The sequence below is a fragment of the Pseudomonas sp. M47T1 genome, assembly GCF_000263855.1.
In the GTDB taxonomy this organism is placed as follows: Bacteria; Pseudomonadota; Gammaproteobacteria; order Pseudomonadales; family Pseudomonadaceae; genus Aquipseudomonas.
In genome coordinates this window covers 77,638-99,413 of record NZ_AJWX01000009.1, presented here as the reverse complement: position 1 = coordinate 99,413, position 21,776 = coordinate 77,638, and the positions used below count along the sequence as shown (strand labels likewise).

The 21,776-nt window shown below is 63.7% G+C and carries 15 protein-coding genes and 1 pseudogene; 9 read left to right on the top strand and 7 right to left on the bottom strand.

Going from position 1 to position 21,776, the window contains the following annotated elements; genetic code table 11:
• Positions 1-2: 2 nt before the first annotated feature.
• Positions 3-371, top strand: a complete 369-nt coding sequence (locus PMM47T1_RS12090; protein WP_008369032.1) for a hypothetical protein — start codon at positions 3-5, stop codon at positions 369-371.
• A gap of 54 nt (positions 372-425) precedes the next feature.
• Here PMM47T1_RS12090 and PMM47T1_RS12085 read toward each other — a convergent pair whose 3' ends face one another.
• Entirely contained in the window at positions 426-614 is a 189-nt protein-coding gene (locus tag PMM47T1_RS12085; protein ID WP_008369031.1) for a hypothetical protein, read from the bottom strand.
• Positions 615-766: 152 nt separating this feature from the next.
• On the opposite strand from PMM47T1_RS12085, the gene PMM47T1_RS30090 reads away from it, so the two are divergent.
• Complete coding sequence (locus PMM47T1_RS30090; RefSeq protein ID WP_008369028.1) at positions 767-937, top strand: hypothetical protein; 171 nt, start codon at positions 767-769, stop codon at positions 935-937.
• 399 nt (positions 938-1,336) lie between these two features.
• Positions 1,337-1,729: a Mor transcription activator family protein gene (locus PMM47T1_RS12080; protein ID WP_008369026.1), complete on the top strand. Its 393-nt coding sequence runs from the start codon at positions 1,337-1,339 to the stop codon at positions 1,727-1,729.
• Between the two features lie 50 nt (positions 1,730-1,779).
• On the opposite strand, the gene PMM47T1_RS12075 is transcribed toward PMM47T1_RS12080, so the two are convergent.
• The 3 genes from PMM47T1_RS12075 to PMM47T1_RS12065 form a co-directional block, all read right to left on the bottom strand.
• Positions 1,780-5,454: a translocation/assembly module TamB domain-containing protein gene (locus PMM47T1_RS12075; protein WP_008369024.1), complete on the bottom strand. Its 3,675-nt coding sequence runs from the start codon at positions 5,452-5,454 to the stop codon at positions 1,780-1,782.
• Between the two features lie 8 nt (positions 5,455-5,462).
• The gene (locus PMM47T1_RS12070; protein ID WP_008369022.1) at positions 5,463-7,190 is read right to left on the bottom strand and encodes an autotransporter assembly complex protein TamA; all 1,728 of its coding nucleotides are present in this window, start codon (positions 7,188-7,190) and stop codon (positions 5,463-5,465) included.
• Between the two features lie 65 nt (positions 7,191-7,255).
• The gene (locus PMM47T1_RS12065; protein WP_008369020.1) at positions 7,256-7,906 is read right to left on the bottom strand and encodes a GNAT family N-acetyltransferase; all 651 of its coding nucleotides are present in this window, start codon (positions 7,904-7,906) and stop codon (positions 7,256-7,258) included.
• 320 nt (positions 7,907-8,226) lie between these two features.
• Between PMM47T1_RS12065 and xthA the strand changes: the two genes are divergently transcribed.
• Positions 8,227-9,039, top strand: coding sequence for an exodeoxyribonuclease III (gene xthA, locus PMM47T1_RS12060; protein ID WP_008369018.1), 813 nt, complete (start codon positions 8,227-8,229; stop codon positions 9,037-9,039).
• A 206-nt stretch (positions 9,040-9,245) separates the two neighbouring features.
• Positions 9,246-10,568 (top strand): substrate-binding domain-containing protein, encoded by a 1,323-nt coding sequence (locus tag PMM47T1_RS12055; RefSeq protein WP_008369016.1) that lies wholly within the window; start codon positions 9,246-9,248, stop codon positions 10,566-10,568.
• An 83-nt stretch (positions 10,569-10,651) separates the two neighbouring features.
• On the opposite strand, the gene PMM47T1_RS12050 is transcribed toward PMM47T1_RS12055, so the two are convergent.
• Positions 10,652-11,890: an acyl-CoA dehydrogenase gene (locus tag PMM47T1_RS12050; RefSeq protein ID WP_008369013.1), complete on the bottom strand. Its 1,239-nt coding sequence runs from the start codon at positions 11,888-11,890 to the stop codon at positions 10,652-10,654.
• Positions 11,891-12,047: 157 nt separating this feature from the next.
• Here PMM47T1_RS12050 and PMM47T1_RS12045 point away from each other — a divergent pair, with 157 nt between their 5' ends.
• Positions 12,048-12,986: a LysR family transcriptional regulator gene (locus PMM47T1_RS12045; protein ID WP_008369011.1), complete on the top strand. Its 939-nt coding sequence runs from the start codon at positions 12,048-12,050 to the stop codon at positions 12,984-12,986.
• A 12-nt stretch (positions 12,987-12,998) separates the two neighbouring features.
• On the opposite strand, the gene PMM47T1_RS12040 is transcribed toward PMM47T1_RS12045, so the two are convergent.
• Complete coding sequence (locus tag PMM47T1_RS12040; RefSeq protein ID WP_008369009.1) at positions 12,999-17,393, bottom strand: hypothetical protein; 4,395 nt, start codon at positions 17,391-17,393, stop codon at positions 12,999-13,001.
• A 168-nt stretch (positions 17,394-17,561) separates the two neighbouring features.
• Here PMM47T1_RS12040 and PMM47T1_RS12035 point away from each other — a divergent pair, with 168 nt between their 5' ends.
• Both PMM47T1_RS12035 and PMM47T1_RS12030 read left to right on the top strand, forming a co-directional pair.
• Positions 17,562-17,954 (top strand): MerR family transcriptional regulator, encoded by a 393-nt coding sequence (locus tag PMM47T1_RS12035; RefSeq protein ID WP_008369007.1) that lies wholly within the window; start codon positions 17,562-17,564, stop codon positions 17,952-17,954.
• A 4-nt stretch (positions 17,955-17,958) separates the two neighbouring features.
• Complete coding sequence (locus PMM47T1_RS12030) at positions 17,959-18,858, top strand: hydroxymethylglutaryl-CoA lyase (RefSeq protein WP_008369004.1); 900 nt, start codon at positions 17,959-17,961, stop codon at positions 18,856-18,858.
• Positions 18,859-20,093: 1,235 nt separating this feature from the next.
• On the opposite strand, the pseudogene PMM47T1_RS29045 reads toward PMM47T1_RS12030, so the two are convergent.
• Positions 20,094-20,435, bottom strand: a pseudogene (locus tag PMM47T1_RS29045) (hypothetical protein); the annotation flags it as partial.
• 169 nt (positions 20,436-20,604) lie between these two features.
• Between PMM47T1_RS29045 and PMM47T1_RS12020 the strand changes: the two are divergent.
• Positions 20,605-21,768 carry an isovaleryl-CoA dehydrogenase gene (locus PMM47T1_RS12020; protein ID WP_008369000.1) on the top strand — a complete coding sequence of 388 codons (1,164 nt, stop codon included), beginning with the start codon at positions 20,605-20,607 and terminating at the stop codon, positions 21,766-21,768.
• Positions 21,769-21,776 lie beyond the last annotated feature (8 nt).

Below are 21,776 nucleotides of genomic sequence, written 5' to 3'. Positions count from 1 at the left end.
GCATGCACAACTCGCCAATGCCTTCCCCCGCCCTTGCTGCAACCCACCACCTGCCCAGCGCAGCGCCCGCTGCGGACCGCTGCAGCAACAGCCAGATCAAGGTTTTGCTCAAGGACTACGGGCTGCGCACGAGCCTGATCCGCCTGAAGGTCATCGACGCCTTGCTGGGCGCCGAACGCGCAGGGCAAACCATCGGCGTGCGCGCCGTGCACACCCACTTGCAGGAGCTGGACATTCCCCTGTCGTTCCTGAGTGTACGCGAGGTGCTCAAGCGCTTGTGCAGTGAGGGCGTGATCGACATGCGTGCCGACAAGACCTACGGCCTCAGCCAGCACGCGCTGGGCCTGCTGCGCCCCTTCCCCCTTTCCTGATACCCCTACGTGCCACCAGGTTGTCGCCCTGGGCGACAACTTGAGGCAGGCGGGTCAGGGCTTGACCTTGCGGCGCATCACGCCGTTGAGCACGACCACTACCACGGCCACGCCAATGGCGATGTACTGGAACAGCTTTTCGCTGATCAGGCCGTCCTTTTGCATCCACGACAAGCCCAGCATGATGGCCAGCACGACAAGGGAGATGATGACGGAGTAGATCAGGCGTTGCTTCTGAGTCATTGCGGTTTCCTGGTTCATTTGTATCGGTTCGGTGTCCGTGGACACACCAGGTGCATACTCGATTGCGGGGATGCACCGGGGTTTTCAGGGTCTCATAGTACAGTGCCCATCCTGCTTTGTGGACGGGTGCTTCACTCTATGAGGATTTACCCATGTTGCGTCGAATCACACTGCTGATTCCCCTTCTCATGACCGTATCGCTGAGCGGTTGCTGGATGTTCATGCCACCGGGCGGTGGCGGCGGCCACGGCGGTGGTGGCGGCGGCGGTGGCGGCTTCGGAGGCGGCCACGGTGGCGGCCCCGGTTTCATGCAAGGACGTTGACTCCAGAAGCGAGCCCCAGGGCTCGCTTTTTTTCTACGTGATGAACACTGAGCTGGAGGCTCTTGGGTCAAGCGGTACGTCGCGCGGATGGCGCAAGCCTTGGAAACAATGGAGGGCGCATGCCAAGCAGAGCGGTATCGCGTCGCTGGGCAGCAATTATTGATTACAGCGCCCGATGGGTGCCCCACCCCCTGCGCAATGGCTTAACGCCATTTTCCACAGTTTCACGCCCTCCAGACCGCCCTTGGCGATTACTGCTACAACACAACGCCCATTTTCCTACCGCCTCTATCACCGTTGCCGTCTGTAGTGCCCGGCGATTCCACATAGAATTTGACCAAGCGCCGCGCAACGTGACGGTCGCCACGAAAATCCTATCGCCATTACAAGGACGTCAACATGGATATCAATGACCTCAAGCAAGTCGACATCAGCCAACTGCCCCATTCGCTGCAACGGCTGATCGATTGCATCGGCGTGGAGCATGCCTACCACCTGACCTGCCTGTACGGTGGGCGCCCCAAGTACATCCCCAAGCACCCGCAGCGCACCGCGCTGGCCAAGCACCTGCCGCGCGAGGCACTGGAGCGCTTGATCGAGCGGTTCGCAGGCCTGGCCCTGGAGATTCCCAAGGCCGATCATTTCTGCCGGCAGTTGCGCAACCGGCAAATTCAGGAGGAAAGTTCCAAGGGCAGCTCACGCAGCGAATTGGCCGACAAGTACGGCTTGAGCCTGCGCCAGATCGGCAACATCAGGCGCCAGGAAGCAGGCGCGTCGGCCGACTGCACCTGACCCACCCCCCGCGCAGCAAACCGACGACGCCCCAGGGCGTCGTCTTCACGTCAGAAATCGCGCTTGTAGAAGATGTCGAGCGAGCTGGCAACGCCACTGGCCACCTCGACATACACTTTCTTGCTCAGCTTGTAGCGCAGGGCAATGGTGTTGGCCGGTTCAAACACCCCCACGCCATAACGCAGGCTGAGCTTCTCCGACAGGTTGCCGCTGGCCACCACGCTGGTGGTCGTGCCGCTGCCCTGGGTGTCCAGTTGGAAGTCCTGGATACCCAGGTCCTTGGCCAGGTGATCGGTCACCCCGGAACTACCCGCCAGCCCAAGGCCCAGGGCGGCCTGGGCAAGCATGTTGTTGTCGTCGCCCGTGGAACTCAACGGCCTGCCCAGCACCAGGTAGGACAAGGCCTGCTCCTGGCTCATGGTGGGTTCGGAAAACACCTCGGTGGTGGGCTGCTCGGCGCTACCGCTCAGGCGGATGCCGGCGATCACGTCGTCGGTCTGGCGGACGGCCTCGATGTCCAGGTACGGCTGGTCGATGGGCCCGGCGAACAACAGGCGCGCGCGGCGGATGGTCAGGCGCTGGCCGTAGGCGCGGTAGCGTCCGTCATTGAGGGTGAGCTCACCGCGGGTGTCGAGGTTATCGCCAATGTGCACATGGCCGGCCAGATTGGCTGTCAGGCCAAAACCGGTAAAGCTCAGTTTGTCCTGCCCCACCTCGACATTGATGTCCATGGCCATGGCCATCGGCGCGGCATCGGGAGGTGCCTGGTGGCCGATGATCACTGTGTCATCGGACACCTTGACCGTGGAGGGCGGCAACTCGCGCACCGTGATGGCGCCGGTGGGAATCAACACCTTGCCGGTCACCGCCAGTTTGTTGTCCGCCATTTGCACGTGCAGGTCGGGGGCGGCTTCCAGTTCCGCGTAGGGCTCCACGGTCACGGGCAGGCGGCTGCCCTTGAGGCTGATGTCCGCCATCAATGCCTGGCCCCACTGAACCTGGCCGCCGAGGCTGCCCTGCCCGGCCTTGCCGCTTTTCCAGTCACCTTGCAGGTGCAGGCTTTCGCCGGCGATCTGCGCCTGCAATTGCAGGCCTTCGAAACTGACCGGCAACTGCGCCCCGGCAATCTCGCCGCCACTGAGCCTTAAGCTGCCGTTGACCTGCGGCGCCACCAAGGTGCCGGCCAACTGGCCGCTGCCGTCCAGGTGCCCGGCCAATTTCTCGACCATGGGCGCGAACGGACGGGCAATCCCCACATCCAGCCCTTGCAGGCGGAAATCCCCTGTTAGCGGTTTGTTGCGCGCCAGGGGATCAATGCGTGCATTGACCTGTAGTTGCCCCAGGCGCTCGCCCTCGAACTGCAGCTGCGTGTCAATGCGGCGCGGCCCCAGGCTGCTGGTCAGGCGCAGGGTGCGGTAGGGAAAGTCCAGCCACTGCTCCTTGTCCTTCAGGCGCAGGGTGCCGCCGCTGGCGTCCACCAGCACCTGGCCCTTGGGCCCGCTGGCCGGCAGGTCCAATTGCAGGTCGGCATTGAGCAGGCCTTGCCAGGCGAAGTCCTTGGGCAGCCATTGCGCCAGGCTTTGCAGCGCGAACTGCTTGAGGTGGTAGCGGATCTTCGGCTCGGGCATCAGGCGCTGGTCCTCGCCGCACAGGCTGGCGCCTGCGGACTGGAAACAGTGTGCGCCCAGATTGAGCGTGCCGTTGGCCAGCCGCTCCAGTTTGGCCGGGTTGGCCAGCCGCCAGTCCTGGCCGCCGGCCTGAACGTCGGCGCTGGCCAGGCGGCCGCGCCAGTTGCCTTTGTCCAACGTGCCGTCCAGGCCAAGGGCTAGCAGCAGTTGCGGGCCCTTGAGGTCCAATTGCAGTTGCTGGCGGCGCAGGTCGCCGCTGCCTTTGGCCGTCAGGGTGCCCAACACGGTGGCCCCGGTGCGGATGCCGCTGGCCGACAGCGTCAGGTTGCCTTGCTGGGCCTTGTCCAGGCTGGCACCCAGGGTAATGCCCTGCAAGCGGTTGTCGCCCAGCGCCAGGTTCTGCCCTTGCAGGCTCACTTCGCCCTGAGGCGCCTGCAGGGTACCGGCGGCGTCAATGCGGCCCTTCAACTGGCCCTGCAACTGTGGCCACAACTGGCCCAGGCGTGGCAGGTCCAGGTCCACGCGGCCGGCCAGGCGCTGGTCGAGGCTGCCGCTGCCGTTGATGTGGTTGTCGCCCAGGCGTACGTCGAGGTTGGCCAGGGTCCAGCGCTGGTCAGCGCCCTGGGCCTTGACCTGCAACACCGCCGGCTGGCCGCGCAAACGGCCCTTTAGGTCCAGGTCGGCGTCGAGGTGCAGGGCGCCGTTGATCAATTCACCCTTGCTGCGCAAGGGGCCGGCCAGGTTGCCCGGCAGTTCGGCCACCCAAAAGGCCGGGTCCAGGTTGCTCAGGTCCAGGGCCGCGTTCCAGCGTAGCCCATCGGCAAACTGCAACGTCAGGCTGCCCGTGGCCTTGCCCTTGCCCGCGCTCAGTTCCAGCTGTGGCAAGTACACCGCGCCCAGGTCGCCACTGAACGGGCTCAGCAGGCTGAAAACGCCGGCCGGCCCGGTGAAGTCGCCGCTGAAGTTTCCGATGTAATGGCCGTTGCGGTAGCTCACCTGGGTGCTGAACCGGTGCACGCTGACCTGGGGTTCGGCGATGTCGGGGTACAGGCGATGCCAGGGAAAATCCAGCCAGTCGAGCTTGGCGTCGGCGCTGAGGCCGTCATGCCAGCTGACCTGGCCATCGAGCTTGACCCGCTGGGCGTCATCCACGCCCAGTTGCAGCGCCTGGACCTGCGCGCCCTGGGCGGTGGCCACGCCGCTCAGGGCCAGGCTCATGGGCGCGCCTTCGGCGGGCAATTGCGCCTTGCCGACGATCTGGTAGCCCGCCTTCAGGTCGCCCTTGGCGCTCAGGTCCAGCTGGTTGAGCTGCAAGGTGTCCGGCAACGCCGCAGCGGCCTTGAAGGCCTGGGAAGTGATGTGCAACTGGGCCGGCAAATTGTCGGCCAGCGGCTGCAGTTCACCCGTCACGTCGGCGGGCAGGTAACCACTGCTCTGGCCTTGCAGGTGCAAGCTGTCCAGCAGGTTGCCATTGATGTCCAGGGCCAACTGCCACGGTTGTTCATCCACCTTGGGCAACTGCACCTGGGCCTGGGCCTTGAGCGGCCAGCGCCCACCGGGGGTGAGGGTGCCGCTCAGGTCCAGGCTGAGGTCATCGCGCTGGGCATGCAGGGTGTCGATGTGCAGGCCTTCGCTCGTCCATTGGGCCGCCAGCTTGAGCTTCTGCACCTGCTCGCTGCCGTCGATGGTCAGGCTGCCCAGGTACACCTCGCCCAGTTGCAGGGTAATGGGCAGTTTCAGGTCCGGCAACGTCAGTGGCCCGCTGTCGGCGGATGGCGCGCTGGGCGGCAAGGTCAGGCTGATCTGTTCCACCTCCAGGCGCTCGATGCACAGGGTCATGTGCAGCAAACACGAGGGCGACCACTCCATCAACGGCGTTTGCAGTTGCAGGCGCGTGCCGCCCTGCTCCCAGCGCACCGCGTCGGCGCGCCAATGGCCGCCCAGGCGGCCCTGGAAGTTGTCCACGGCAAGACCGGGCACCCGCGCCAGGGCCCACCGGCTGCCGGCCGTGGTTTCCAGCACCAACACGGCGCTCACCAGCACTACCCCGACCACGGCGAGCACGCCGCTCCCGGCCCACAGCAGGCCGCGTTTCAACAGCCGATTCAAAGCTCAGGCCCTATGGCAAAGTGAATGCGAAAACCGCCCGGGTCTTCCAGCGCATGCGCCAGGTCGACACGAATCGGCCCCACCGGCGATACCCAGCGGATACCCACGCCCACACCAGTCTTCAGGCTGGGCAGTTCGAGGTTGTTGAACGAGTTGCCCTCGTCGACAAAGGTCGCAATGCGCCATTTCTCGGCGATCGAATACTGGTACTCGACACTGCCGGCCACCAGGTAGCGGCCGCCGATCTTGTCACCGTCCGAATTCTCCGGGGACAAGGTCTGGTAGTCATAACCGCGCACGCTCTGGTCGCCACCGGCAAAGAAGCGCAGCGACGGCGGGATGTCCTTGTAGCCATTGGTGACGCTGCCGCCAAACTGCACGCGGCCGAGCAAGCGATGGTTCTCGCCCAGCGTGGTCAGGCCCTTGAGCAGCACGTTGCCGTGGACCAGGTTGGCGTCCGAGCCCAACCCCTCTTTCGCCACTTGCGCGTCGAACTGCAAGCGGTAGCCGTTGTGCGGGTCGACTTTGTTGTCGCTCTTGAGGTAGCCGTAACTGATGCCGGGCATCAGCAGCGTGCTCAGGCCGCTGTCATTGCCCAGGCGGTATTCTTCGCGTTGCCATTTGAGCGAAATCACCCGCTGCCAGCCGCTGGGCAGCTTGCTGTGCCATTCGGGGCCCACGGTGAGCAATTTGCTCAGGCTGTCGGTGTCGGCGATTTCCTCGTACTGGTAGCCGGCGGCCCAGCGCAGCTTGTCCGTGAGGGGCGGGTCCAGGGGCGTGTCGTACCACAGGCCGATGTTCTGCCGGGGCGCCGATACTTCCGCCTCGGCGCCGTAGCTGTCGCCGTGGGAGTTGACCCAGTGCCGGGTCCAGTTGGCCTTGACGCGCGGGCCGACGTCGGTGGAGTAGCCCGGGCCGATACCGATCGTGCGCGGCTTGCGGGTTTTCAACTGCACGTTCACGGGGATGACCTGGCCATCGGCGGACGTGGGCGCCGCGTCCACCCGCAGGCTTTCGAAATAGCCGCTCGATTGCAGCGCCTGGTTGAGCTCGGCCACCAGTTGCGAGTCGTAGGGCGTGCCGGGTTTGAACGGCACCATGCGTTGCAGCAGGTCGTCGTCGAAGGGCGTGTCGCCTTCAAAATGCACGGCGCCCAGGGTGTAGCGCGGGCCGCTGTCGTACACCAGTTCAATGTCGGCCACACCTGCCTGGGGGTCCACGGCCAGTTTCTGCTGGGTGAAATGGCCTTTGAAATAACCGAAGCGCGAGGCCTGGTTGAGGATCAGGTGCTTGGCGTCTTCATAGTGGCCGTGGTTGAGTACCGCGCCAGGCAGCAGGTCGGCGCTGTCGGGCAGGCGCAAGCGCTTGAACTGGCTGGCGGGGCCTTCCACGCGAATGGTTACATTGCGCAGGTGAATAGGCTCACCCGGCTCGATGCTCAGCACCAGTTGCGGGTTCTTGCCGTCCTTCACCTGAGCGGCAATGTGCGCCTGGTAATAGCCCAAGGCCTGGGCAGCCTTGGCGGCTTGCTCCTCGGCCCCATGGCTGAAGCGCTCGAGTGCCTCGGCATCACGGTCGCCCAGGCTGCCGATATAACCTTCGACGTTGGCCTTGAGCTCGGCATTGGCCGGTTTGACCTGCACCACCAGTTCGGTCTGCGCCTGGGCAGCGAAACTCGTGAACAGCAAAACCAGACCGCGGGTAAATCGTCCTGAAAACTTCATGGCGCGGATGCTATCACGGTCAAGCGGCGTTTTAAGAGCGGTTCGGCCCTCGCAAGATTCTGATACTAGACGCGAATATGTTCTAAATGTTGCGGGCTTGCATGAAAGAACACATGTTCACGCACCGGCCCCACGGCAATTTCGCCGATTTCCTCGTAGCCCTGCCGTTGGTAGAAGTCCAGATAACGCGGGTTGCCAGTGTCCAGCACCACGCCATCGGAGTGCTCGTCATCGGCGCACCAGTTGTGCACGGCGGTCAAAAGTTGCTCGCCCAGGTGGTGACCCTGGTATTGCGGGTGGATAGCCAACAGCGGCAGCAGGTGCACCGCGTCGCTGGGCAGGCAGGCCAACACCGACTGATAATATTCCAGGTAGCGACGCGTACAGCGCAGTCCGGTACTGAGCAACATGCGCAGGCGCCAGGCCCAGCTTTCGGTGATACCCAGCCGCCGTTGTGGCGGTGCGATCAGGGCCGCGCCCACCAGGCGATCCTCCAGCAGCAGGCCGATGCCCGGCAAATCCTGCAGAAAGTGCTGCTTCACCAGTTCACGCACCGTGGCCCGCACGCGCTGCTCGTAGCCGGGGCGCTCGGCTTCGAACACATAGGCGAAGGTTGGCTCGTGGCGGTAGGCATGAAAGAGCAAGGAGCGCACTTCACTGGCGTAGCCACCGTCCAACAACACAATGCTGGCCGTTTCGCTGGCAGTCTGGGACATGATCAAGCTCCTTTGCAGCACGACGCCGCTGATGCGGCGCATTCTTGTATTGGGGTGTGGCCGTCAGCTGAGGTTCCCTGTAATTGACCCTAGTGTCCTTTCTGAGAAATACGTGCGCTTTTGACGAGTGGCTGTTGTTGCCAGGCGAGGCGCGGCGACGAGTCATAGCAGGGCTATGGCGAGGAGTCGTAACGCCGCCTGGTAACGACAGACGCCGTCAAAAGTGAACAGCTTATTTCGGAGACCGTACACTAGCACGAGGCTCGCGTTGGTGCGGCCCATCCGTTAGCATCGGCGTTTTACCCAGGACTGCCGCCTCCATGAAGATTGTCTCGTTCAACATCAACGGCCTGCGCGCCCGGCCCCATCAGCTGGCGGCGCTGATCGAAAAACACCAGCCCGACGTCATCGGCCTGCAGGAAACCAAGGTCAGCGACGAGCAGTTCCCGCTGGCCGACGTCGAGGCCCTGGGCTACCACGTGCACTACCACGGCCAGAAAGGCCACTATGGCGTGGCGCTGCTGTCGCGCCAGCCGCCGCTGGCCTTGCACAAGGGCTTCAGCACCGATGAAGAAGACGCCCAGCGCCGCTTCATCTGGGGCACCTTCGCCGACGCCAATGGCAACCCGGTGACCATCATGAACGGCTACTTCCCTCAAGGTGAAAGCCGCGACCACCCCACCAAGTTCCCGGCCAAGCAGCGCTTCTATGAAGACCTGCAAGCCTTGCTGGAAGGTCAGTTCAGCAACGACCAGGCGCTGGTGGTAATGGGCGACGTGAACATCTCACCCGAGGACTGCGACATCGGCATCGGCCCGGACAACGCCAAGCGCTGGCTGAAGACCGGCAAGTGCAGCTTCCTGCCCGAAGAACGCGAGTGGATGGCCCGCCTGAAAAACTGGGGCCTGGTGGACAGCTTCCGTCACTTGAACCCTGAGGTGGCCGACCGCTTCAGCTGGTTCGATTACCGCAGCCGCGGTTTTGAGGACGAACCCAAGCGCGGCCTGCGCATTGACGTGATCATGGCATCCAACGGCTTGCTGCCTCGGGTGGCGGATGCGGGCGTGGATTATGAGTTGCGGGGGATGGAGAAGCCTTCGGATCATGCGCCGATTTGGTTGAAGTTGAGCTGAACCGAAGCTGCAACTGTCGTTTGCGGGAGCGGGCCCTGCCCGCGAAGGCAGCGCCGCATCGGGTCCGGCTGATCGCGGCGATCTTTTCGCGGGCAGAGCACGCTCCCACACAAGCAGTTGCCCCACCTGGTCACCGCGTCACATTGCCGTAATCCCTCTGTCTTATTCTCGTCGCACCGCCCCCTGGGCTCCCTGGTGCGAGAACCATGCTCACCCTCCCCCGCCTCCTGCTCAGCCTCGCCTGCCTGGCCCTGCCCTTGGGCGCCCAGGCCGACGTGCCCGTGCTGCGTATCCAGGGCTCCAACACCATCGGCGCGGAACTGGGGCCGGCACTGGTAAAGGCCATGTTGCTGGACCAAGGGCTCAGGCAGGTGCAGGTCGACAGTGGACCGCAGCCCAACGAGCAACAGGTGTCGGCACTGACGGTAGACGGCCAGCACCTGCGCATCGAGATCGACGCCCACGGCTCCAGCACCGGCTTTACCGCGCTGGAGAACGGCGAAGCGGACCTTGCCGCCGCATCCCGCCCCATCAAGGACCGTGAATTAGTGGCCCTGGACAAGCTGGGCGACCTGAAAAGCGCCGAGGCCGAACAGGTGATCGCCATCGATGGCGTGGCGGTGATCGTGCACCCCGATAATCCGCTGCGGCAACTGAGCACCGCGCAATTGGCGCAGATCTTTTCCGGCGAGGTCCGCGACTGGTCATCGGTGGGCCTGGGCCATGGGCCCATCCACCTGTTTGCCCGCGATGATCAGTCCGGCACTTGGGACACCTTCAAGGAACTGGTGCTCACCGCGCGCGACAAAACCCTGGCCGCCAACGCCCGGCGCCTTGAGTCCAGCGAGCAATTGTCCGACGAAGTCAGCCGCGACCCCCAGGCCATCGGCTTCATTGGCCTGCCCTATGTGCGTCATGCCCGCGCCCTGGCCATTGGCGATGGCGCCGCCCAGGCCATGCCCCCCAGCATCAGCCTGATCGCCACCGAGGACTACCCGCTGTCGCGGCGCTTGTACTTCTACCTGCCGCCGGCGCGCAACAACCCCTGGGCCCAGGCGCTAATACGCTTTACCCAGAGCGACAAGGGCCAGGCCATCGTGGCCCAGTACGGTTTTGTTTCACAGACGGTGCAAGCCATCCAGGTGCCGGCTACCGCCAACATGCCCGCTGACTACCGTCAGTTGGCGGGCGAGGCCCAACGTCTTTCCGTGAACTTCCGCTTCGCCGAAGGCAGCGCCAGCCTGGACAACAAGGCCCTGGCGGACGTGCAACGGGTGCTGGATTACCTGCGGGTGCACGGCAAGACGTACAAGGACGTGACGCTGGTGGGCTTCGGCGACACCAAGGACGACGACGCCCGCGCCCTGCTGCTATCGCGCCTGCGCGCCATGACCGTGCGCCGCGAGCTGGTGCGCAATGGCGTAGTCCTGCGCGACATACGCGGCCTGGGCGCGGAGATGCCGGTAGCCGCCAACGACCTGGACGAAGGCCGTATCAAGAACCGGCGGGTGGAGGTGTGGGTGTATTGACCCTGCGGACCACTGCATAACCGGTGTAGCCGCAGCCTTCGGCAGCGGCTACACGGTCGCGACAGCGCTACATCGGTTACCGATCAACCGTGTTCACGGTTGCTGCGCAGCAGTTCCTTGGGCACGTATTTGCCGATCTCGTATTTGCCGATCGCGGCGCGGTGCACCTCGTCCGGGCCGTCGGCCAGGCGCAGGGTGCGTTGCATGGCGTACATGTAGGCCAGCGGGAAATCACCGCTCACCCCCGCCCCACCGTGAATCTGAATGGCTCGGTCGATGACCCGCAAGGCCACGTTGGGCGCCACCACCTTGATCTGCGCGATCTCGCTCTTGGCCACCTTGTTGCCCGCAGTGTCCATCATGTAGGCGGCCTTCAGGGTCAGCAGGCGCGCCATGTCGATGTCCATGCGCGAATCAGCGATCTTGTCGATGTTGCCGCCCAGGCGAGCCAGCGGCCGGCCGAACGCCGTGCGTTCCACCGAACGCTTGCACATCAGCTCCAGTGCACGCTCGGCCATGCCGACCGAACGCATGCAGTGGTGGATGCGGCCAGGCCCCAGCCGGCCCTGGGCAATCTCGAAACCACGACCTTCGCCCAGCAGCACGTTCTCATATGGCACGCGCACATTGTCGAACAGCACTTCGGCGTGGCCATGGGGCGCATCGTCGTACCCGAACACTGGCAGCGGCCGGACGATTTTCACCCCGGTGGTGTCCACCGGCACCAGAATCATGGAGTGCTGCTGGTGACGCGGGCCATCCGGATTGCTCAGGCCCATGAAGATCAGAATCTTGCAGCGCGGGTCGCAAGCACCCGACGTCCACCACTTGCGGCCGTTGATCACCCACTCGTCGCCGTCACGCTCGGCGCGGGCGGCCATGTTGGTGGCGTCCGACGAAGCAACGTCAGGTTCTGTCATGGCAAAGGCCGAGCGGATCTCGCCGCGCAACAGCGGCTCCAGCCAGCGCTGCTTATGTTCCTCGGTGCCATAACGCACCAGCACTTCCATATTGCCGGTGTCCGGCGCCGAGCAGTTGAACGGCTCCGGCCCCAGCAGCGAGCGGCCCATGATTTCCGCCAACGGCGCGTATTCAAGGTTGGTGAGCCCAGCGCCCAGCTCAGACTCGGGCAGGAACAGGTTCCACAGGCCCTCGGCGCGAGCCTTGCGCTTCAACTCTTCCATGATGGCGGTAGGCTGCCAGCGGTCGCCTTCGGCAACCTGGCGTTCAAACACGGCCTCGGCGGGATAGACGTACGTATCCATGAACGCAGTGACGCGTTCACGCAATTCCTGAACCTTGGGCGAATAAGCGAAATCCATGGGGCGGCTACCTTTCATCAAGGGTTGTCGTTGGCATGGATTCGATGCTAGAACAGGCACCAAGATTTATCTAACCTATTCTCGGCGTCTATTATCATTCATCACCGATATAGGATGACGCGATGCATCGGCATAACCACAACAAGAGCGCTGCCTCATGAATCTGAGCAAGGTCGACCTGAATCTGTTCATCGTCTTCGACGCCATCTATACCGAAGCCAACCTGACGCGCGCCGGGCAGATCGTCGGCATCACTCAGCCGGCGGTGTCCAACGCCCTGGCCCGGCTGCGCGAAACCTTCAACGATCCGCTGTTCGTGCGCACCGCCCAGGGCATGGTGCCCACGCCCATGGCCCAGAACATCATTGGCCCGGTGCGCAATGCCCTGTCGCTGCTGCGCGTGTCGGTACAGGAAAGCCGTATCTTCAACCCCTTGCAGGCGAACAAGACCTTTCGCATCAGCATGACCGACCTCACCGAGGCGGTGATACTGCCGCCGATGTTCCAGCGCCTGCGCCGCCTGGCGCCTGCGGTGGTGATCGAGAGCTTCCTGTGCAAGCGCCGGGAGACCACCAAGGAACTGGCCGCCGGGCGCCTGGACTTCGCTGTCGACGCACCGCTGAACACCGACCCCCAGGTGCGCCACGTCAAATTGATGGAAGACCAGTACGTGTGCGCCCTGCGCAAGGGTCACCCGCTGAACAAGGACAAGATCAACCTGGATGACTACCTGGCGCTCACCCACATCCATATTTCCAGCCGCCGCAACGGCCTGGGCTACGTAGACCTGGCGCTGGGCAAGATGGGCCTGCAGCGCAAGATTGCCCTGCGCTCGCAGCACTACCTGATGGCCTCTCAGGTGCTGCAACAGACCGACATGGTAATGACCGTGCCGGAGCGTTTCGCCCGGCGCCACGACCTGAACTACGTGCCACTGCCGGTCAACGACGTGCCCCCGGTGGAAACTCACCTGTACTGGCACGAGAGCACCGACCAGGACCCGGCCAACCGCTGGATGCGCGAGCAGATGATCGAATTGGGCCAACTGGTGACCCGCAACGACCCATCCTCCGCGGCCGCCAGCCCAGCGCGCTGACGGCCACAGGCATCAGTTCAACGGCTCAAAGAACTGCCGCGCCTGGGCGGCGCTGATCGGGCTGCGCCACACCCGCTGCGGGGGGTGCTGCGCTTCCCATTGGGCACCCAGCAGGCGCTGGTCGGCACGCTTGAGGTGCGCGGCACTGAAGCCGTCGAAGGCATGCCGTTGTTTCTGGTAATGGAAGTGGGCAAACCACAGGTCATCACCGCTCACCGCATCGACCACCGCGTATTCCTGCAGGAAACTTTGCCCCTCGAAACCCTCAGGCACTCGACCACCGCGGCGTTCCAGGCGCACCTGTGCCTGGTCCAGCAGGTAGTGCACTTGCGCCATGGTCGGTTGCTGGCTGGCCTTGCTCAGGCGTACGCGCAAGGCCGTGGCTTGGGCGGTCAGGTGCTGGCCGCTGTCGCGCAGCCTTTGTACCAACGCCGCGACCTCCTTGCCGCCCTGCCCCAGTGACTCGATGCGGGTGCCCAGTGCAATCAGGCTTCGCCCTTCGTTCCCCAGCAGGTCATCGACACTGGCCAGGGCCATGCCCCGGCGCCAATAGCCCTCGGCCCGCAACACCAGCCCCGAGACTTTATCCAGACGCACCAGCGCCTGGTCCTTCAGAGTGGACAACGGTAATGGCTCAGCAGCCCCTTCCTGCAACCGCCACTTGCCACCCTCGGCCAGCTGATAGTGCTGGGACGAGCCGTCCTGCAAGTTCACCTGCATGACTCTGGCCACTCCCTTGCCGCTTTCAACGCCAATCAGCACGCGGTCATCCACGGTTTCGAACACTCGCTTGCGCGGGCCACCCTCCGGCTGTTCACGGCGCAACGACACATTCCCCCTCGACACCTCTGCCTGGGCCATGTCCGTTAACACCTTGAGTTGGCGCAACACGCGCTTCTGCGAGCGCAGGTCAACATGCTCCGGGTAGGCGGTGGTCCACTCTTCCAGGCGCCAGCGGAAGTGCTCCATCTCACCCACGAACTGGTCCAGAATCCGCCGGCGATGGGCCTGGCTCAAATGGCTGACTTCGCCCATGTCCCGCCAGGTACTGAGCAATGAATTCAGCGCCCGCACGTCACGGGCGAACAGGCGCGCCAGCTCCAGGCGCTCGGGGCTACCGGACAGGTTTTCGTTGAACACCAGTTTGAGCAGGGTTTCGGCCTTGATCACTTGATGCAGGCGTGGCTGATAGCGGTAGTCGCTTTCGCTCATGATCCGCTCGATATCGGCACGCCGCGGCGCGTCCAGCGAGGCGCCGTGCCACTGGTCCTCGAAGCGTTTGCTCCAGTGCTCGATGAACTCAGCCTGCTCCAGCATGGCCTCGCGCATCACGCGGCCACGCTTGAGGTAGGCCAGTGTGTGGCGGGTGAACTCGGTAAAGTCCCCTTCACCGCCCTCGATGGCCACCACCAGCCGATGCTGGGCGGCCTGCAGTTCGGTGTATTCGAACGACAGTGAGCGCAAGCGGTCCTTGCCAAGGCGCACTAACGTCTGCATGCGGCCCATGGCCTGGTAACGGGTGGCCTGGAAGGCGTCACGGTAGACCCGGCTGTCGATACGCCCGCGTTGCGCCACAAGGCTGGCCAGCAACTGATCGCAGGCCTGTACTTCTTCAATGCCCAGCCTCACCACGTCCAAACGCAAGGACTCGTTGTGCAGTTGCGTCGCGTACTGGCTGCGCACCTGCTCGGTGGCGCGCAACAAGCGCGTGACCTCGCGTTCCTCGGTAAGCAGGCGGCTGAATATGCGCCGTTCCTCCCTGACCAGGGCGTCCCCCAGCCAGCGGGGCAGGCGACGCTGCACCGCCAGCGGCAGGCGGTCGACCATGGCATCGGCCAGCCGCGTAGCCGTCGCGCCGCCGCCCGCCAGGCCACCGTCGACCAAATGACCGTAGGCGGCACCATGGCTGCGCCACTGGCCATCGACGCCACGAACAACGGGCTGGCGATAGGTTTTGTGCGCCGAGCCTTTCAAGCGCCAGGTACGGTAGGCGGCGTCCCATTGCACCTCATACGCCAGCCCACCGCGCAGGATGTACTGCGCCTCACCCAGGCGGCAGACGCCGTCGCTGCCTTCGCGCAATGAGGTCACAGCGACGTGGCTCTGGTAGCCATGAAACGCCGAGCCGCTGACCGTCGCCGGCTCGGGCGCAGGCAACCCCCGAGCCGCACGTGCCCTGTGCATGCCACTGCGCACGTGCAGCCCGGCCGTCATCGTCGGCAGCACGTCCATGGCGGCGCCAATCAGCGCCACCAGCATATTTTCCATTTCATCCAGGCTGTCACCTGGCCGCCCGCGCCGCCAGGCGTCCACTGCGTTCATGGCGCTGTCGAAGGCATCATACAGCCCTACCGCCGTGCCCACGAAAGGCACCAGCCCCACCAGCATCTTGATGATTACGAACACCTGCCCATGACCTTGGGCAGCGGCCGCAAGCCACAACTGATCCTGTGATCGCGCCGTGGCTCGATGGCGGGCAATCAGCCGGCCCAGTTGCAGGTTCAGTTGGTGCTCGGCCAGCGTGGCAGCCGTTTGCACACGCTGCCCCGGCGCTACAAAGCCCTCGTAGCCGTTGAGCAGGGCCTGGCGAATATGCCCCTCATGCTCGGCGACGTCGCCCACCAGCGGCAGACTGGCCAGGTAGGCGGTCATGCCTGTGTCCGATGCCATCCGTGCCAGGCCGGCGCAGGCCTGGGCCAAACCCTGATGGCGAGTCAGCACTTTGCCGTTGGGGGCGTCGGGCAAGTACAGCAAGGTCAAGGGGCTGCCGGCTGCTTGCAGCAGTATCACGCCAGACAGGCTGACCGCCTGGCTGCTGCCGTCCGGCCCGCGCCCAGGGCGAAATTGCACCCAGTGCATAGCCGCTTCAGGGTTGTGCAGCAAGACCAGGCTCGCCTCGTCCAGCCGGCCGCCAAGCTGCGCCAGGCGGCCCTGCAGGCGCAACCCAGCCTGCCACGGCGCCAGCAAGGTGGCGCGCCGTAGACGTAGCTGGGCCACATCCTCCTGGGCCAGGCCCGTGAACGCCTGGCGCAGGCACTGTTCATACTGCGCGGGCAGGTCCAGTTCCGCCATGAGCGCGCAGAGTTGCGCCACCGAGGGCAGGGTTGTGGCAACGCCCAGCCCGTGGCCCAGCACGTGGCCGAACCGCAGGCGCGCCGCCATGACCTCGTCCGTTCCCCATAGCGCCAGTTCGGCCAGGGCCAACTGCTCGCGGCGCTCACTGGGCGTGTGTACCAGGCGCGACGGCGTGCCCGGCGCGCCACTGCCGCCGATAAGCTGCTTGACCGCACTCACCGTGGCTGGCACGTCGATGACCAGGTGTTCAGGCTGAACACCAAAGTCAGCCTGCAACCGCTGCGCCAGTTGCGTGTCGACGAACTCGTCACGGGGCGCCAGGGCACGGTGCAACAGTGCCTGGGCCTGGCGCTGTGCGTCGACATAGGCCTTTGTCAGCCCTTTGATCTGCGTGCGCCCAGCGGTGTCCAGCCTTCCCAGCCAGGCCGGCAGGTGATCGGTCAGGCGCGCGGCTTCCTGCTCGTGCAGCCAATCACTCAATGCCTGGTCCCTGGCATCGTGGCGCGGGGCGCTGAGCGCCTCGATGGCCTCCTGCTGCCAGCGCTGCAACGAGGCGGCCGGCGTATCGGCGTCGGCATATAACCGCTGCCCGGCCTGAATAGCCCGGGCATGCGCGCGCAAGCGACGCCATTGGCGATTCAGGCCGACGGCAAAGGCGTCGCCAAGGATGGGAGCGAACGACACACTGGTTTGCGCACGCAGATCGGCGTCCGCCTCCGCCAGTGGCAATAGCAGACTGGCCTCCAATTGAGCCAGTGAATCAAACTGGGCCAGGCCACCGTGAGCGCCCGGCCACCACACCAGCACACCCCATTGACCGGCGGCGTCCTGCAACGCGCGCTCATGGGTAATGACCATGACACCCGCCACCACCTCGTTGCCTGCAGGGTTCAGCAACGCCAGATCCGTCACCCGCGCGTCGTCGGGGGGCCGCTCGCTGTCCTTCGGGCTGTCCAGCAACCCCTTGAGGCGCTCGGCCTGTGAGTCGGTCAATTGCCCCAAGGCCCGGGCCATGTCCATTTCGGCACGCAATGCCGCAGCTTGGGCAGCGCTGAGGCGGTCGAACAGCGCCTGACCCGGCTGGACGGCATCCCAGATCGGTTCGCGCAGCACGATCGCGCGTGCGGCGGCAAGGCAATCGTTGCGCGCCTGCGTCAGCGCCTGCTGGTGACGCTCAAGCGTGAGCCAGGCTGGGCTCAGGCGGTGGCCGTCGTCACCCAATACCTGACGGATGGCCGCCTGTTGCAGGGCGACTTGCCGGTGCCTCAGGCTCACATCGATTTCGTCGCAAAATGCGCCGAACAACAACGGTGAAACATCGTGAGTGCTCATGGTATCGATCCTTGAAAGAGGAGCGGTATTGAGCGTGTCAGGGAGCCCTGGACGGTGGTAGTTAATTGCAGCGCCCGCATCCCGGCCTCGGAAAAGCGGTCAGAACTTCGCTTGACGTTAACGTCAAGCAGCCTTACGTTAGCGTCAACCGCCCCTGCGAGCTTCGCCATGACCTACAGTATTTCCGACCTGTCCCGCGAACTGGACATCACCACCCGCGCCATTCGCTTTTATGAGGAACAGGGCATGCTCAGTCCCGAGCGCCGTGGCCAGGAACGCATTTATTCGCCACGGGACAAGGTCACCCTGAAATTGATTTTGCGCGGCAAGCGCATTGGCTTTTCGCTGGCCGAATGCCGCGAGCTGATCGAGCTGTACGACCCCAGCGGCAACCAGAAACAGTTGACCAGCATGCTGGCCAAGATCGCCGAGCGGCGCGGCCAGTTGCAGCAGCAGTTGCTGGATATCCAGCAGATGCAACTGGAACTGGACACTGCCGAAGAGCGCTGCACTCAAGCCCTGGCCGACACCGGCCGCCACCCCGTGCCCGCACAGGAGTAACACCATGGCCCTGCCCCACAGCGTTCGCCTGGTGGAAGTCGGCCCCCGCGACGGCTTGCAGAACGAGGCGCACCCCATCAGCGTTGCCAACAAGGTACAGCTGGTGAACGAGTTGGCGAGCTGCGGCTGCTCCTATATAGAAGCCGGCAGCTTCGTATCGCCCAAATGGGTGCCGCAAATGGCAGGTTCCAGCGAGGTGTTCAGCGCTATCCAGCGCCTGCCAGGCGTTACCTACGCGGCCCTTACGCCCAACCTGCAAGGCTTCGAAGCTGCGCTGGCGGCCGGGGCCAGCGAAGTGGCGGTGTTCGCGGCGGCTTCCGAAGCGTTCTCCCAACGCAACATCAACTGCTCGATCAGCGCCAGCCTAAAGCGTTTTGCGCCGATCATGGCCGCAGCCCAAGCCGCCGGGGTGCCGGTGCGCGGTTACGTGTCCTGTGTGCTGGGCTGCCCATACGAAGGCGCGGTGGCTGCGGCCCAGGTCGCGGCCGTGGCCCATGAACTGCACGCCATGGGCTGCCGGGAGGTGTCATTGGGAGACACCATCGGCACCGGTACCGCCGGCGCTACGCGCACCCTGTTCGACACCGTGGCCGCGCGGGTGCCACGCAATCAGCTGGCCGGGCACTTTCACGACACCTATGGCCAGGCCCTGGCCAATGTCTACGCGGCGCTGCTGGAAGGCATCACCGTGTTCGACAGCTCCGTGGCTGGCCTGGGCGGCTGCCCGTACGCCAAGGGTGCAAGCGGTAACGTTGCCAGCGAAGACCTGCTGTACCTGCTGCAAGGGCTGGGCATCGAGACGGGGGTGAATCTTGAGGCGCTGATCGGCGTGGGGCAACACATCAGCCAACAACTGGGCCGCCGTAACGGCTCACGTGTGGGGCAGGCGCGCGCGGGTGGGTAATGGGTGTTACCCATTGGCTGCCAGACGAGTATCAGGGAAACACATTTACCCGTGGATACCGTGAGCTGATCAACCTGGAAATCACCAAACCCTTGATTTTACTGGTTTTATAAAAGTTGGCACGGCATCTGCTTTATCTCTCGCACAACAAAAACAATAAAATCAGTACCACCCAATAAAAACAACATGTAACGACTCTGGCATAACAAGAACAATCGCGGCAGAGGCGAAGCTAACAGATTTTTTTGGAGAGGACGCGCCACCGGGGCTTGCCCCACACCGTACACAGAACAACAAAACTGCCCCGAGGCAGCGACGTACCGGTGACAGGCGAATCAGCGCTCAAAAAAATACGTTTGCTCTTGACCCAGGATGTGGGTCACACGAAACGCGGTAAAGGGTCACGGTCGCCAAAAACAACAACAGGCCGCCCCTCAATAATAAAAAAAGAGCAAGCAACAAGACCTTGAGGGGAGCTTCGGCTCCCCTCAGTGCTTTCTGCGATTCCCCTGTCCTTTTGTCACTGCGCCCTGTAGCCCTGTGCGGCGCTGAAAATCTGCAGCGTTCACACGGGCCAGCGCAGCCCTGCGGCAGCGGCAAGACGGCGTTCAAACGCGGCGGTTACAGGTCGGATGGATTTGACAGAGCGTTACAGGGTGCGACAAAGTGTCACCTCACCCGCACTTTTCCCCCACAAACGGGTAACAGGGAAACACCTTGGGTTGTGAAAACCTGGTGAAAATTTCCTGAAAACGGCGAAAGCCCCGAAATCATTGGGTTTTGAAAAGTTGGCACGGGACCTGCTATATCTCTCGTACAACAAAAACAATAAAACAGCAGTACCCAATAAAAACAACACGTAACGGCTCTGGCATAACAAGAACAATCGCGGCAGAGGCGAAGCTAACAGATTTTTTTGGAGAGGACGCGCCACCGGGGCTTGCCCCACACCGTACACAGAACAACAAAACTGCCCCGAGGCAGCGACGTACCGGTGACAGGCGAATCAGCGCTCAAAAAAATACGTTTGCTCTTGACCCAGGATGTGGGTCACACGAAACGCGGTAAAGGGTCACGGTCGCCAAAAACAACAACAGGCCGCCCCTCAATAATAAAAAAAGAGCAAGCAACAAGACCTTGAGGGGAGCTTCGGCTCCCCTCAGTGCTTTCTGGCGTTTGGGCCTTGCGCCTTTAGCAAGGTAACGGCGCCCAAGGCACAAGGCGCGTCTACCTAATCCGCCGCCAGAAAAGATCTGCTTCGGCAACGTGAAGCCCCGCAGCGTCAGCAACGCCAACGGCCCTGCCCCCAGCTCCGTGCGCAAATGCCAGGTCAGCGGCAGCCCGTCGGGCGCCGTCAGCACCAGGCGCAAGCGCGTGTCGCTGTCGTCCAGCAACTCGAAGCCCAGGCCCATGCCACCGTCGGTGTAGAGCACGTCGGCCGAGTGGCAGAGCTGATTGACCGCCGCCAGGAACGCCGGGTTGAACCGCAGGCCCTGGCTGTGCCGCGGGTCGGCGACCCAGCGGTTGCCTTCCTTGCGCAGCAGGCCGCCCCGTTGTTGTTGCAGGAGTCGGTCAAGGGCTGGGGGCCAGTCTGACTCTGGTGCGCTACGGTGTTGAACAGCGCCACCAGTTTCTGGGGCACAAACGTATCTGACTCTCGTGTTTCTGACATTGACAGCTTACCTGCCCAAGGTTTACGTTAACGTAAAGGTAAGCACTCAATAACAATCAGACGCAGGCCTTCCCATGCGCTATCCGAGCCTCAATTTCGCCCTGGGCGAAACCATCGACATGCTGCGCGACCAGGTGCAGGCGTTCGCCGCCGCCCAGATTGCCCCACGCGCCGCGCAGATCGACCATGACAACCTGTTCCCCGCCGACCTGTGGCGCCAATTCGGCGACATGGGCCTGCTGGGTGTTACCGTGCCGCAAGAGTATGGTGGCGCAGGCCTGGGTTACCTGGCCCATGTAGTGGCCATGGAAGAGATCAGCCGTGCCTCGGCGTCGGTGGCGTTGTCCTATGGCGCGCACTCCAACCTGTGCGTCAACCAGATCAACCGCAACGGCAGCCACGCGCAGAAGCTCAAGTACCTGCCTAAGCTGATCAGCGGCGAGCACGTGGGCGCCCTGGCCATGAGCGAGCCCAACGCCGGCTCTGACGTGGTGTCGATGAAGCTGCGCGCCGACAAATGCGGCGATCACTACGTGCTCAACGGCTCCAAGACCTGGATCACCAATGGCCCCGACGCCAATACCTACGTGATCTACGCCAAGACCGACCTGGCAAAGGGCCCCCACGGCATCACCGCCTTTATCGTGGAACGCGACTGGAAAGGCTTCAGCCGCGGCACCAAGTTCGACAAGCTGGGCATGCGCGGCTCCAACACCTGCGAGCTGTTTTTCGACGATGTACAGGTGCCCGAGGACAACATCCTGGGCGCACTCGATGGCGGCGTGAAGGTGCTGATGAGCGGCCTGGACTATGAGCGTGTGGTGCTCAGCGCAGGCCCTACGGGCATCATGCAGGCCTGCATGGACCTGGTAGTGCCCTACATCCATGACCGCAAGCAGTTCGGTCAGAGCATCGGCGAATTTCAGCTGATCCAGGCCAAGGTTGCCGACATGTACACCCAGCTCAATGCCAGCCGCGCCTACCTCTATGCCGTGGCCCAGGCCTGCGAACGCGGCGAAACCACGCGCAAGGACGCCGCCGGGGTCATTCTTTATACGGCCGAGCGCGCGACGCAGATGGCCTTGGAGGCCATCCAGATTCTGGGGGGCAACGGCTATATCAACGAATTCCCTGCCGGCCGCCTGCTGCGCGACGCCAAACTCTACGAGATCGGCGCGGGCACCAGTGAAATTCGCCGCATGCTGATCGGCCGCGAACTGTTCAACGAAACCCGCTGACGGAGCGC

Coding starts and splice junctions, on each gene's coding strand:
- PMM47T1_RS12080 (WP_008369026.1), top strand. CDS start 1,337: ATGGATATCAATGACCTCAAGCAAGTCGACATCAGCCAACTGCCCCAT.
- PMM47T1_RS12085 (WP_008369031.1), bottom strand. CDS start 614: ATGACTCAGAAGCAACGCCTGATCTACTCCGTCATCATCTCCCTTGTC.
- PMM47T1_RS12035 (WP_008369007.1), top strand. CDS start 17,562: ATGACCTACAGTATTTCCGACCTGTCCCGCGAACTGGACATCACCACC.
- PMM47T1_RS12040 (WP_008369009.1), bottom strand. CDS start 17,393: ATGAGCACTCACGATGTTTCACCGTTGTTGTTCGGCGCATTTTGCGAC.
- PMM47T1_RS12065 (WP_008369020.1), bottom strand. CDS start 7,906: ATGTCCCAGACTGCCAGCGAAACGGCCAGCATTGTGTTGTTGGACGGT.
- PMM47T1_RS30090 (WP_008369028.1), top strand. CDS start 767: ATGTTGCGTCGAATCACACTGCTGATTCCCCTTCTCATGACCGTATCG.
- PMM47T1_RS12070 (WP_008369022.1), bottom strand. CDS start 7,190: ATGAAGTTTTCAGGACGATTTACCCGCGGTCTGGTTTTGCTGTTCACG.
- PMM47T1_RS12050 (WP_008369013.1), bottom strand. CDS start 11,890: ATGGATTTCGCTTATTCGCCCAAGGTTCAGGAATTGCGTGAACGCGTC.
- xthA (WP_008369018.1), top strand. CDS start 8,227: ATGAAGATTGTCTCGTTCAACATCAACGGCCTGCGCGCCCGGCCCCAT.
- PMM47T1_RS12045 (WP_008369011.1), top strand. CDS start 12,048: ATGAATCTGAGCAAGGTCGACCTGAATCTGTTCATCGTCTTCGACGCC.
- PMM47T1_RS12090 (WP_008369032.1), top strand. CDS start 3: ATGCACAACTCGCCAATGCCTTCCCCCGCCCTTGCTGCAACCCACCAC.
- PMM47T1_RS12030 (WP_008369004.1), top strand. CDS start 17,959: ATGGCCCTGCCCCACAGCGTTCGCCTGGTGGAAGTCGGCCCCCGCGAC.
- PMM47T1_RS12055 (WP_008369016.1), top strand. CDS start 9,246: ATGCTCACCCTCCCCCGCCTCCTGCTCAGCCTCGCCTGCCTGGCCCTG.
- PMM47T1_RS12020 (WP_008369000.1), top strand. CDS start 20,605: ATGCGCTATCCGAGCCTCAATTTCGCCCTGGGCGAAACCATCGACATG.